Source organism: Flavobacterium gelidilacus DSM 15343 (assembly GCF_000422685.1).
GTDB classification, from domain to species: Bacteria; Bacteroidota; Bacteroidia; order Flavobacteriales; family Flavobacteriaceae; genus Flavobacterium; species Flavobacterium gelidilacus.
In genome coordinates, this window is record NZ_AUGN01000001.1 from 1 (window position 1) to 15,019 (window position 15,019).

The 15,019-nt window shown below is 31.7% G+C and carries 4 protein-coding genes; 2 read left to right on the plus strand and 2 right to left on the minus strand.

Annotated features, from left to right (window positions below):
• Together G507_RS17445 and G507_RS17150 are read right to left on the minus strand one after the other, a co-directional pair.
• Window positions 1–3,229 (minus strand): Ig-like domain-containing protein (locus G507_RS17445; protein WP_157496446.1); only part of this gene is annotated, 3,229 nt, incomplete at its 3' end.
• Between the two features lie 35 nt (window positions 3,230–3,264).
• The gene (locus tag G507_RS17150) at window positions 3,265–12,054 is read right to left on the minus strand and encodes a DUF11 domain-containing protein (protein ID WP_084518906.1); all 8,790 of its coding nucleotides are present in this window, start codon (window positions 12,052–12,054) and stop codon (window positions 3,265–3,267) included.
• A 353-nt stretch (window positions 12,055–12,407) separates the two neighbouring features.
• On the opposite strand from G507_RS17150, the gene G507_RS0100015 reads away from it, so the two are divergent.
• Entirely contained in the window at window positions 12,408–12,884 is a 477-nt protein-coding gene (locus G507_RS0100015; RefSeq protein WP_026715547.1) for a SixA phosphatase family protein, read from the plus strand.
• Window positions 12,884–14,998, plus strand: coding sequence for a polyphosphate kinase 1 (gene ppk1, locus G507_RS0100020; protein ID WP_415776846.1), 2,115 nt, complete (start codon window positions 12,884–12,886; stop codon window positions 14,996–14,998). The genes G507_RS0100015 and ppk1 overlap by 1 nt, the downstream gene beginning before the upstream one ends.
• Window positions 14,999–15,019 lie beyond the last annotated feature (21 nt).

A 15,019-nucleotide genomic window follows, 5' to 3' on the forward strand; every position in this document is an offset into this window, starting at 1 on the left:
TATAAGTTCCATTTGTATTGAATACAACAGTTCCTTCACCAGCATTAGTTAATGTGGTAGTTGTTACCGTTTGAGTATCACCTTCTAAATCATAATCATTAGTCAACACATTTCCAGAAACAGGAGTATCAACATAAGTCACATTGATATCTGCAATAGCGTTGGTTGTGTTAACAGGAGCTTCAACTACAACAATTACGTTTGCTGTATCACAATTAGTTGGATTAGCAATTTCACATATTTGGTATGTAAGGGTGTATGTTCCATCTGGTGTGTTTGGTGCTACATCTACATTTCCATTAGTATCTATAGTGATGTTTGGCGTTGTAAATGGAGTAAGTATAGAAAGCGTTACATCAGTTTGTACAACCGGAGTACCGTTTAAAATATCATTAGTATATATATTGATTAGATTTTGTTGACCTAAAGTTGCATTAACAGGAGTTATAGAAGCATCATCATCATTAGCTATGATTGTAACAGGATCAGTAGCAGTAGTTACTGTAACGATAACGTTAGCAGTATCACAATTGGTAGGCGTTGCTACTTCACATATTGTATAAGTAGCTGTGTATATTCCAGCAGGAGTGTTTGGTAAAACAGACACAGTTCCATCAGGATTTAGTACCACACCACCTGTTGGAGTAGTTTGGAAAACAGTATTTACAGTTAAATTTACATCAGCAGGTAAAATAGGTGTACCGTTTAGTGTATCATTATCAAGTACGTTTAACACAGTTGTAACACCAACATCACCATCTACAGGATTTGTGGTATCGTTTACTGCATCGATCGTATTAGAATTTGTAGGATCTTCTACAATAATAGTTACTACAGCATTGTCACAATTAGTCGGATTAGCTATTTCACATATTTGATAAGGAATAGTATATGTTCCAGAAGTTGTTCCAACTGGCACAGTTACTTCACCCGTTGCAGGGTTGAACGTGCTACCAGGAATGACTGAATTAGGATTTATAGTTACTGTTACAATAGAAGGATTAAACGGAGCACCGTTTAGTGTATCGTTGTTTAAGATATCAATTGTATGAGGAACGTTATTCGCTAAAGGACCAAATGGGTCGTTAACAGCATCAATAACTAATAAAGGAGTATCAATATCAGTACATGTTGGACATGATGGGTTAGGATCAGAAGTATCACTTGTTACAGTAACAATGTTTGTTAAATTACCTGTGTAATTAGCAGGAACGGTAAGAGTTAAGGTGTAAATAACTGAAGTCCCATTAACAAAATTTGGTATTGTGTTCGTTAGAGCACCAACACCATTAGATCCATTATTTCCACTCCAAGTTGCAGTTGTAATTCCTGTTGGAAGAGGGTCATTAACAACAACATTAGTTGCGTCATCAGGACCATTGTTGGTGACCGTAATTGTATAAGTTACGTTTGTTCCAGGTGTATAAGTTGCTGAATTATCTGTCTTAACGGTTACAATGTCTGCGCTTGAAGCAGTAACGTTTATAGTAACTAAAGCTGTATCACAATTTGCAGTAGGCGTATTGTTATTACAAACGGTATATTCAAAACTATCTGGCCCACTATAATTTGTATTTGGTGTATATGTTACAATATCATCAGTTGGATCTAAAGGAGTTCCATTAGGATCTGTTATAGTTACAGTTCCGTTGGTTGGTAAAGTTGAAATTGTTAATGTGCCATATTGAGGAACATTTGGATCACCAATAAATAAAGTATCATTAAAATATATATCTATATCCACAAAAGAGTTTTCTTGCACTGAAGCTGAATCATCTTCTGTTTCTATAACATATATTGTAAATATTGCAGTATCACAGTTAGAAGGATTTGCTACTTCGCAAATTTGATACTGAATTGAATAACTTTGTGCAACTGTATTAAGTGGAACAAATATATCACCATTAGCGTTTATTACTAAGCCAGGTAACGGAGAAACTCCAAAAATTGTAATATTTACTAATGCAGGATTAGTGATAGCTATTGTTTCTAATGAATCAATTCCATTACCATTATTAGCAAAAATATTTCCTACAACACCTTGCTCCGATGTACTAATAGTAAAATTATTGTCATCTTCAGCAATAATTGAAGGCTCAATAGTTATAGTTATAAATGCAGTATCACAAATTCCAGGATTTAATGCATCACAAATTTGGTATTCCGCAACATAAGGAGTTCCATTATTTACATCAGAATTGATAGGAATTGTTATATTACCATTATTATCAATAGCTAAACCAGTTAATCCGCCATTATCTAAAAGAGTAATAATTACAGTTGAGCCCACTGTAATAGGGTTTCCGTTTAAAGTATCAGGATCAACTCCATTATCTGGAAAAATATTTCCAATAGTTCCATCAGCTTCATTTGCAGTAATTGTATCATCTTCTGCAATAATTTGAGCATTTACAGTTATGAAAATAGTAGCAGAATCACAATTACTTGAAACAGCAACTTCACAAATTTGATAGATAACTTCATAATTTCCAGGAGGTGTATTAGCCGGAACATTTACATCGCCATTTGGACTAATTGTTAAACCTGTAATTACATTTGGAGTAAGAACTGTTATAGAAACTAAAGCAGGATTACTAATTGGTGTGCCATATAATGTGTCTTGACCAAAATCATTGTCTGTAAATACGTTTCCTACAACACCACCGTTTGGAAAGTTAACGGACATGTTATCATCAATTGCATCAATACAAACGGTTCCAGTATTATTAAAATTCACATTATAAACATCGGTAATCATACCGTTATCAATAGAATTTCTAAAATCACCACCAAACATTCCAGGATCACTAGAATCAGGATCTACACCATTGTTGAAAAGTCTTAAACCAGGAGTACATCCACCATTAATAGTAAATGAAAAAATAAGTAACTCTTCACCAGCAACTAAGTTTGTCAAAGCACCACTGGAATCCAAACCATGAAAATCACTTTGTGGTTGCGGAGTAGGAGCATATATAATTGAATTATCACCCCAATTTCCAGCATTATAACTTGTTAAGGTTTGAAGTGGACTATTAGCAACAGAAGCAGGAACTACAACTGAAATTTGTGAAGGTCCCCAAGTAAAGTTATTCTGAGTAAAATCAGGTCTTGCATAAACTTCATATCTGTTAAGTGTAGTGTTATACTTTAGGGTTAAGTCAATATCTTGACTATATCCTAAAAAGTTTACTAACAGAATAAGACCAAATATTATTTTGTTTCTCATCTTTTTGTATTTATTATTTATCATCTGGTTAAGATTTAATTTGGTGTTTGCTCTATGAAAAGGTTGTAATTATAAAAATTCAACACATTCAAAGTATACTTAGTTATTACATTAAAGAAAATATATGTTGGGTCATTTCCTGGTCCACTATACTTAACTTTTGCATCCATGTTAACGTCTCCCATAAAGTAACCTGGAAAAGCATTATTAAAGTTGTAAAAATTAAAGTCATTTCCTGGATAATTCAAAATTGTATTGAAGATAATTGACTGATCAGTATTTGGCCCAGAATATTTAACTTTATTATCAGCATTTGTATTTCCTGCCCACATTGCATATTTACCGTTAGTTTCTTGCTCTTGTTCAAAACCATCAAAATCGACAGGAGTGATACTATTCCATAATTGAGATGGAGTAGCCGAACTAAAATCAAATACTGCATTTGTTCCAGAGAAAGCAAGCGGTACAGCTGTCATTACTCCTAAATGGTTTCTATGTTTAACAGAAATGAAATAACTAGCTTTTGTTAAGTTGTTAAAACTTAAACTACTTGTTCCATCAGAACTTTCAACAATATCACCATCTCTTTGAATTAAGGCTGATTTTGTATGCATTACAATTGAACTGTTTGCAGGATCTCTTAATTCAACAAATACCCAATCAACAATTGCATTATCACCTGTGATGCTTAAAATAGCATTTGTAGTTTGTTCACTTGCTACAAAATCAGGTCTATTAAACCTAACGCTACCAGCAGTTCCCATTGCCGAATAAGGTTCAGTTAAAGGAATAACATTGTTTGTTCTTAAGTTATCACGCATTTTACCATCAGTAGTTCCAAATAACGAACCTTGAAGTAATGCTTTTATTTCAACTCTTGAATTTTCAATTACAATCGTAACAATTGCTGTATCACAGTTTGTAGTTGGATTTAAATTACCACAAATTTGATATTCAAAAGTATAAGTTCCTGAAGGTAAATTGGGATTAACCGAAACAGAACCAGTTGTTGGATTAATTGTGAAATTAGGAGAAGGATTTATCAACGTTAATGTTACATCTGCTGGGTTTACAAAGTTTAAATTATAAACGTCATTAGAATAAACATTAAATAAATTTGTAAATCCTGTTGTTGTATTTAGAGGTGTTCCTGAATAATTATCGTCATTAGCAACTATTGTTGGTCCAACAACTAGTACTTCTGCAATTGCAGTATGACAATCTGTTGGTAAAGCTGCATTACATACTTGGTACGTTAATACATATAATCCAGCAGGAGTATTCGGAGCAACATTTATAGTTCCATTAGGTTGTAAAGTAATAAAACCAGTTGGATCCGCTATAGAAGTTGTTAAAATAATATCATTAATATTTATTGGTGAAATACCATTGTAATAATCATTGTCTAAAACATTTAGAACAGCATTTTGTCCAGATAAACCATTTATTGGTCCAGCATAATCATCATTTAAAACAATAGTTGCTTTTGGAAAAGTTGTTGCAGAAGATATATTATCTGCTGTGTTTGGGTCAACTTGGTCACCAGAAATTTCTGCTGTATTTGTATAGTTTGAAATTGTATTAACTTGAGCCGTTACAGTTAAAACATAGGTATTTCCTATAGCCATATTACCAATATTCCACACACCAGTATTTGGGTTGTAAGTTCCAATTCCAGCAACATGTGTTATATAATTATATCCACTTGGTAAAACATCATCAACTCTAACTCCTGTAGCATTTGATATTCCGTTATTAGAAGCAACAATTGTAAATACTACATTGCTACCAATATTTGGGAATTGATTATCTACTGTTTTTGTAACCGCTAAATCTGATAATTTAACTGGTGTAGTCGAAGCTGAAGCTTGTGTATTAGATGTATTTGTATCGTTTTCATTTGCATCAATAATAGCTGTATTAGTATAATTACCTGTTGTTTTAACAGTAGCAATTATAGTTAATGTTTGAGAAATGCCATTATTTAAATTTCCTATTGTCCAACTACCATTTGCATTATTATAATTTCCTGCAGTAACAGTGTGACTTACATAAGTATATCCACTTGGTAATAAATCTGCAACATTAGTTCCAGTTGCATTACTTGGTCCATAATTAGTTGCTATAACTGTGAAGGTTACATCTGTACCAACATTTGGAGTAGTATTGTTAACTGTTTTTGTAACACCAACATCTGCCAAAGGCCATGGAGTTGTAGTAGCAGAAGATGAGTTATTAGTCAAAACAGGATCATTTTGAATTGCTGTTACAGTAGCTGTATTTGTAAAATTTCCTGAAGGATTTACAGTAGCAGTGATTTCCATAGTTACCGTAGTTTGATTAAGCATTGCACCTATATTCCAAACACCATTTGTACTATTATAACTTCCTACTGACACTACATTACTAACGTAAGTATATCCAGTTGGTAATAAATCTGTTGCTGTTACACCAGTTGCATTACTTGGTCCATTATTAGTAACTACAATTGAGAATATTACATTTCCATTTACGTCTGGAGTTGCAATATCAACTTGTTTAAGTATTGCTATATCACTGGATAAAACTGGAGTGGTGAAAGCTGAAGAAGTGTTATTTGTCATAACATTATCAGTATTTGTTCCAGAAATTACAGCTGTATTAACATAATTACCGCTATTTAAAACTTTTGCAGTAATTGTTAATGTTTGTGATTGGTTATTATTTAAATTACCAATTGTCCAAGTTCCAGTAACATTATTATAGGTTCCTTGTGTGGCACTATAAGTTACATAACTATATCCAGAAGGCAATAAATCAGCCACTGAAACTCCTGTTCCAACACTTGGTCCATTGTTTGTAGCTACTAAAGTAAATATAACATTTGACCCAACTAAAGGAGTTGCATTATTTACAGTTTTTAGAATCGCTAAATCAGATATAGGATTAGGGATTGGAGTAGTGCTACTCGAATTATTTGAAGGATCAGAATCATATTCTGTTTGACTTACACTTGCAGTATTTAAATAATTTCCATTTGGATTAACAAGAGCAGTAATGGTCATAGTTTGTGTTTGACCATTATTTAAGTTTCCAATTGTCCATAATCCAGTAACATTATTATATGTTCCAATTGTAGTTGTATTTGATTGATATGTATAACCAGATAATAAATTATCAGTTACAACAACATTTGAAGCATTACTTGGTCCGTTATTAATAACACTAATTGTAAATGTTACTTGAGAACCTACGTTTGGAGTTGCATTGTTAACTGTTTTAGTTATAGCAATTTCTGTTACTGGTAATGGCATTGTTACAGCAGTATCAGTATTATTTGATAAATCTGTGTCAAACTCTACACCTGTAATAGTAGCTGAATCAGTGTAATTACCAGTTGGTAAAACCGTTACAGTTATTTCTAAAACCTCACTAGTTCCAGAAGGTAGATTACCAATTGTCCAAACACCTGTTGTTGGGTTAAAAGTTCCAACTGATTGATTGCTTGATACAAATGTATATCCATTTGGTAAAGTGTTTGTTACTGTAACACCAGTTCCATCACTTAAACCATTATTTGTAGCAACTATTGTGAAAATTACGTTACTTCCTATGATTGGAGTTGTAATATCAACATTATTTGTTATTGATAGATCTGCATTTTTAGTTGGAGTAGTAGAAGCAGTTGCAGTATCATTTGAAGATACATTATCTAATTCATTTCCATCAATCGTTGCAGTGTTTAAATAATTTCCATTTCCTTTTACTTTAACAGTTAATGTTAAGGTAGCAGAACCACCATTAGTTAAATTATTAATAACCCAATTTCCATTTCCGTTATTATATACTCCTAATGTTGCAGAAGCATTTACAAATTCATACCCTGAAGGTAATAAATCATTAACAATTACACCTGTTGCATTACTTGGTCCGTTGTTGGTTGCAACTATTGTAAACACAACATTATTTCCAACAGTTGGTGTAGCATTATTTACAGTTTTTGTAACTCCTAAATCAGCTAATCTTACAGGAGTAACTGAAACTGACGATATATTATTAGAAGGATTATTATCTGATTGATTTCCAGAAACAGTGGCTATATTCGTGTAATTACCACTATTATTTACTGTTGCAGTAATTGTTAATGTTCTAGTTTGAACAGTATTTAAATTTCCAATATTCCATATTCCTGAAGTATTACTATAAGATGAACCACCAGGAGCAATATGTGAAACATAAGTATAACCACTAGGAAGTAAATCTTGAACAATAACTCCGGTAGCATTACTAGTACCATTATTATTAACAGTTATAGTAAATATAACATTTTGACCTACTTGAGGAGAAGCGTTATTTACTGTTTTTACAACTGCTAAATCAGCTACTTGTCCAACTATAGGAGAAGAAATAGAGCTATTATTATTAAGATTAGGATCAAATTGATCACCAACAACGTTAGCAATATTAGTATAAGGTCCATTTGCATTAACTTGAACCGTAACAGTCAACGTTTGACTAATTCCATTGTTTAAGTTACCAATAGTCCATAAACCAGAAGTGTTATTATAAGTTCCAATAGAAGTTGTACTCGATAAATAAGTATATCCAGCAGGTAATAAGTCATTAACTTTAACACCAGTTGCATTTATTGGACCATTGTTTGTTGCTACTATAGTAAATGTAATTACATTTCCTACATTCGGAGTTGCCAAATCCACTGTTTTCAAAACGGACAAATCCGCATTTGGAATTGGAGTTGGGGTAGAAGTTGATGTGTTATTAGAAACATTTGGATCAAATTCATTTCCAAAAGCAGTAGCTGTGTTTGAATAATTTCCTGTTGGATTTACTAAAGCAACAATTGTTAGTGTTTGTGAAGCTCCATTTGCTAATGAACTTAATGTCCATTGTGCTTGGTTATAAGAACCTGAAGTAGCAGTGTGACTAACATATGTATAACCTGAAGGTAAAGCTTCTGCTACAACAATTCCAGTAGCATTACTTGGACCAGCATTTGTTAATTCAATTGTAAACGTTACATTTTGACCCATTAAAGGGGTTTGATTGTCAACAGTTTTTGTTACAATTAAATCACTTTTAGGAACTGGAGTAGTTGTAACTGTTGATGTGTTATTTCCAGGATTAGGATCAGTAAAAGTTTGAGTTACGGTTGCAGTATTTGAATAAGGTCCTGCATTATTTACAGTAACAACAATATCTAAAGAAGCAACGTTTCCATTAGCTAAGTTTCCTATATCCCATAATCCTGTTGTTGAGTTATAAAATCCTAAAGTAGCAGTGCTAGATACATAAGTGTATCCATTTTGCAATAAATCACTAACTTCTACATCTTGAGAATTACTTGGTCCATTATTGGTAACAGTTACAGTAAAAGTAACTTGACTTCCAACTAAAGGAGTTGAATTGTTTACCGTTTTTACAACAGCTAAATCAGCTATTACATTTGGAGTTGTTGAGGCTGATGATGTATTGTTCGTCAAATTAGGATCAATCTCATTTCCAGTAACGGTTGCTGTATTTACATAAGTACCCGTTTGAAGAGCTGTAGCAGTTATTGTTAAAGTTTTTGTTCCATTTGCTAAAATACTTCCAGCATTCCAAACACCAGTTGTGCTATTATAATTTCCAGAAGTTGCCGTAAATGAAACAAAAGAATAGCCGTTTGGTAATAAATCTTGAACAGATACCCCAGTTGCGTTACTTGGACCAGTATTAGCAACCACAATAGTAAATATAACATTCGAGCCTACTAAAGGAGTTTGATTATTTACTGTTTTTGTAACACTTAAGTCCGTTACTGGGTTTGGTGTTGTAGTTGCATTTGAAGTATTATTTGAACTTACTGGATCAACAACACTACTAGAAGTGATTGTTGCAGTATTTAAATAATTTCCTGAACCATTAACAGTTACATTAGCTGTCAATGTTGCCGTTTGGCCTGAAAGAAGGTTAAAGTTAGTCCAGTTAACATTTGGATTGTATTGTCCAGCACTTACTGTTACATTATTAACAGTATACCCACTTGGAAAAGCTTCTGTTACTATTATATTACTAGCTGTACTTGGACCATTATTCGTTACAGTTACAGTAAAAACTACATTAGAACCTACATTTGGAGTAGTGTTGCTTACTGTTTTTACAATTGATAAATCAGCGTTTTTAACTGGAGAAGTACTCGCACTAGCTGTATTGTTATTTATATTTGGATCGGTATTACTACTTGTAGCTGTTGCTGTATTAGTATAATTACCAGAATTTAGAACTGTTGCTGTAATAGTCAATGTTCTTGTAATACCGTTATTCAGTGTACCTACAGTCCAAACTCCAGTACTAGAAACATAAGTTCCTGCAGTTTGAGTGTGAGAAGCGTAAATATATCCACTAGGTAAAAGATCAGTTACTATAGTATTAGTAGCATTGCTTGGACCATTGTTTGTTACATTTATTGTAAAAATAACATTTGTTCCAACTAATGGAGTAGCATTACTTACCATTTTTGTTACTGCAATATCAGATACTGGATTAGCATTTGGTGTAACACTAGAAGTATTATTTGGAGTATTAGTATCTAATTCGTTTCCTGTTATGGTAGCAATATTTTTATAAACACCTGTTGCTTTTACTGTAGCTGTTATTGTTAAGGTTCCAGTTGAACCAACTGACATATCACCAATAGTCCAAATTCCTGTAGAAGAATTATATGAACCTACAGAAGCTGTATTTGATACATATAAATATCCTGAAGGAAGCAAATCATTAACAGAAACTCCTGTTGCATTACTTGGTCCGTAATTGTTAACAGCAATTGTAAATATTACTTGAGAACCTACTTGTGGATTTGAGTTATTTACAGTTTTAACAACTCCTAAATCAGTAATTGGAGTTGGCTCAACTCTAATTAAATCTTCATTGTTTGATAAAATTGGATCAAATTCAAAACCAGTTATTGAAGCAGGAAAATTATATTCTCCTTGTGGCAAAACGGTTGCAGTTATTGTTAAAGTTTGTGTTTGTCCATTTGTAAGTGAAGGAATAGTCCATGAACCAGTTGTTTGATTATAAGTTCCCCCTGTTTGAGAAGAACTTACATAAGTATATCCATTAGGTAAAAGTCCAGTTACATTAATATTTGTTCCCGTATTAGCTCCATTATTTCCTGCTAATATTGTAAATGTTACATTAGAACCTACATTTGGTGTTGTATTGTTTACATTAATATCTACGTATAAATCAACACATCCTTTTTTTGCATTTGTAAAAACATCTTGAGTATAAATCCCCCATCCCCAAGTGTTAATTACTCTAATGTTTCCAAAATCATTACATAAAATATTATCATCTTGATTTCCATTAACTATTGGTGCCGGAATTACATTTCCAATATTTCCGTTTCCACTCCATGCATGTGCTGGTGAAACAGAACCTATTGTAGAGTTATTTAAACCTGCTCCAGTAATATTACTGGTATTATTAAAACTAGCATCACAAGTTGTACCTACCTGAGTCAATAAACTATCATCCCAATACATTTGTGCATTTGGAACAGAAATAGGAGCAACAAGAGATACTTTAATACCGTTAGCATTAATTTCAGCATCATATATAGGTAAATTAAATCTACCTTTTAATAAAATCAATGATAACTGTATCGTAGTTGTATTATTTACATTATTTCCTAAACCATCTAAACCATCCCATTGGGCCTCATTATATCCGGCTGGGACATTAAATAATTCTAGAATTCTATCGGCTGTACCAGCTTGATAACCTGGAACTCCATTTAAATTAAATAAAATTTTAATATCACCTGATTCTGGTGCATCAAATCTTATGGCATACATTGGACCACAACCACTTATTGCAGGATTTATAAACTTTGGCAACAGTGGAACTGATGCAATTGGATAAACCGTTGAATCGGGTTGATTTAAAAATATTTTATATCCATTTTGAAAGGAAGGTGAAACACTTGAATTTATGGAGCGTCTATTAACAGCAAAGTTACTTGTGTTAACAACTCCATAACTATTTACTGCAACATCATAAGCAACAGGTCTAAAGTTTGGTTGGAATTCGATTTTTACAATTGCTTTATCATCTGTGTAAGCAAATAATTGTGGCGAAGAGGAAGCATTAATGTTAACAGAAAACTGAACTTCTGCTCCATTTATTGGCTGAACCGCGACAAATGCCCATTTATCAGAATGAACTCTTCCACCATATACTGTATTGTTAGCTTTAGCAACCGTAAAATCAAAATATGGAGAATGAGCCCAATTACTTGAATTTCCACTATTCCCATTTGGAATCATTGTTGCGCCACCATCATTACTTCTATACATTTCTATCCAAAACTCACCATTTACTGACGGATCAAAAGCTATAGGTGTATATCCAGTTGGGTTTAGGCCGTTAATATTTGGTCCAGCTAAGGCTTGAGCATAAGTATTAATTTTTCCAGCGGAGTTATTTGGATTCCATAAAGTTGGACCAACTATAACACTTCCATCAGGTCTTCTAATTCTATAGTAAACATCAGTTAAATTTGGAATTGTACCAGAAGTAACACCATTTGCGTATTGTCTCCAATCAAAACCAAAATAGAAATTTTCTACTGTATGGTCTTTAATTCGAAAATAAATTCGGTTGTCTTCGTTACAATTTAAAAACGAACCCGAATTACGATAAGGGATAATAACTAATGAAGTTAAGTTACTAGATGTTGGTGAAACTGTTTTTGTACCTTCAGCATTTGCATCAAAATTAAACACAGACGCAACAATGCACAACAAAACAGTTAACCTTTTGAGTAAAGTTTGTTTCATACCTATTCTTATAATATTTTATATGTCTATTGTGTTAGTTCAGACTAATTTGCCCCAACTAATACCTTACAAATGTAAATTAGTTTACTGAATATTCAACTATGGGAATAATAAATTCGTTTAAGAACAGTCTTTAATCGATTAAAAGAGTTAGTTATTAACAATTTAATAATTAGTTAATTCGTTTGTTTTGTTTTTTATTAATAAAATATTAAAATAAAATACATTTTGTTGCTGATAAATTAAAAATAATACGTCAAATTGTGATTTTTGTTAAATTATTCCTATTTGTTCTTTTGTCATTTTTTCTTGTCGTAAATTTGTTAACAATTTAAAAACACAGGTATAATTTTATGCTTTTAATCTTAATTAGACACGCAAAATCCTCTTGGAAACATGATTTAATTGATCATGAAAGACCTTTGTCGTTAAGAGGTTTAAATGACTCGCAACTAGTCTTTAATGAAATTAGAAAATTTCTGCCAAGTAGCTATAAAGTTTATAGCAGTTCTTCTAAAAGAACAACACAAACCGTAAAAATATTTTCAATTTTAAACAATTTGCAGTTTGATAATATCGTTTTTAAAAAGGAACTTTATACTTTTAATAGTCTTGAACTTGAAAAATGTATAAAAAAATATAAAGAAGAGAATTTGATAATTTTTGGTCATAATAATGCCATTACAGATTTTGTTAATAAGTTTGGAAATTATTATATTGAAAATGTGCCTACTTGTGGCGTAGTAATTATTAAATTTGAAGATTTAAATACTATATCTTCACAAAAAGGAGTTATAATTAAGACAATTTTCCCTAGAGATTTAAAATAATGATGGATAATCACGTTGAAAACCTATACATTGACCGCGAAAAAAGCTGGTTAACTTTTAATGCTCGTGTCTTGCAAGAAGCTGCAGATGAGTCTGTTCCACTTCTAGATAGACTTAGGTTCCTTGGAATATTTTCAAATAATTTAGATGAATTCTTCAGAGTTCGTTATGCTGCTATTCGTAGGATGAATATGGAACAAGAGCATACTGAAAAAATTTTGGGAGGAATTACTGCAGAAAAATTATTAAAAGATATTACAGATATTGTTATTGAACACCAATCTGAAAGTTTAAGAATTTTGAGTGATATAGAAGAAAAATTGGAAAAAGAAAATATCTATATCATCAATGAAAAAGAAATAAATAAAGAGCAAGAAAACTTTATAAAGGACTTTTTTATTCAAAATGTAAGTCCAGCAGTTGTAACTATTATGTTGAATGATCTGGAAGAGTTTCCTTTGTTGATGGATACTTCAGGGTATTTAGCAGTAAAATTAGTTATGAAACCAACAAATGAAATTTTTTTTGATACTTTTCTGCCTAAGCAAGAGATAAAGTATGCTATCGTTGAGATGCCAAAAACGGTAAATAGGTTTGTTGTTTTGCCATCAAATAATGAAAAACAGCACATTATACTTTTGGATGATGTAATTCGATATAATTTACATAGTATTTTTAATGTTTTTGACTATGAGTCCATTAGTGCTCATATGGTTAAGATTACCCGAGATGCTCAATTAGAGTTTGATAGTGATTTGTCAAAAAGTTTACTTGAAAAAATTTCAGTTTCTGTTAAGGAAAGAAGAGTTGGAGAACCAGTTCGTTTTGTTTATGATCAAGCGATTGCTAAAGATACTTTAGATTTTTTATTAACAAGAATGAAAATTGATAGTTCTGATAGTGTTATTCCTGGTGGAAGATACCATAACCGAAGAGATTATATGAATTTTCCAAACTTAGGACGTTATGATTTGCTTTACAAACAAAATTTTGCTCTGCCAATACCTGGTTTAGATTTAGAAGGAAGTCTATTAACCAAAATAAAAGAAAAGGATTATTTGTTAAATGCTCCTTATCAATCTTTCTCTTATTTAATTCGTTTTTTGAGAGAAGCTGCCTTAGACCCAAAAGTTGTTTCTATTAAAATAACTTTATATAGATTAGCTAAAAATTCTCAAATAGTTAGTTCATTAATTAATGCTGCTAGAAATGGTAAAAAAGTAATTGTTCAAATAGAATTACAAGCTCGTTTTGATGAAGCAAGTAATATTTCTTATGCTGAACAGATGCAAAGAGACGGTATTCAACTAATTTTTGGTGTAAAAGGGCTAAAAGTTCACAGTAAAATATGTGTAATTGAAAGAATTGAAGCTGAAAACATTAAGTTATACGGTTTTATATCAACTGGTAATTTTAATGAACTTACTGCTCGTTTTTACACAGACGTAACTTTGTTTACTCATAACCAAAAGATTCTTAAAGACGCCAACAAGATATTTGATTTTTTTGATGTTAATTATCGTATCCATAGATATAAACATTTAATAGTTTCACCACATTATACACGTTCGCGTTTTAATAAATTATTTGATAGAGAGATTCTTAACGCTCAAGCTGGAAAAAAAGCATACATAAAACTTAAAATGAATAGCTTAACGGATACAAAAATGATTGATAAACTTTATGAAGCTAGTAGAGCAGGAGTGAAAGTCAATTTAATTGTAAGAGGAATTTGCTGTTTAATTCCAGGTGTTAAAGGCATGAGTGAAAACATTAGAGCAATTAGTATTGTAGATAATTATTTAGAGCATTCAAGAGTTTATATTTTTTGTAATGAAGAAGATCCAGAAGTTTATATTTCTTCTGCAGATTTAATGACAAGAAATTTAGATGCAAGAGTAGAAGTAACTTGCCCAATTTATGATGATGAAATTAAAAAAGAGCTAATTGATACTTTTCGAATTTCCTGGAAAGCGAATGTTAAAGCTAGATTACTTAATGGAAGTTTAGAAAATAAATACAAAAAAATCAATGGCGAAAAACCATTTAGAGCTCAATTAGAAATGTATAATTATTACAGGGATAAATTAGATGTAATTTATCAAAATTTATAAGCCAAACATTGAAAATAATAA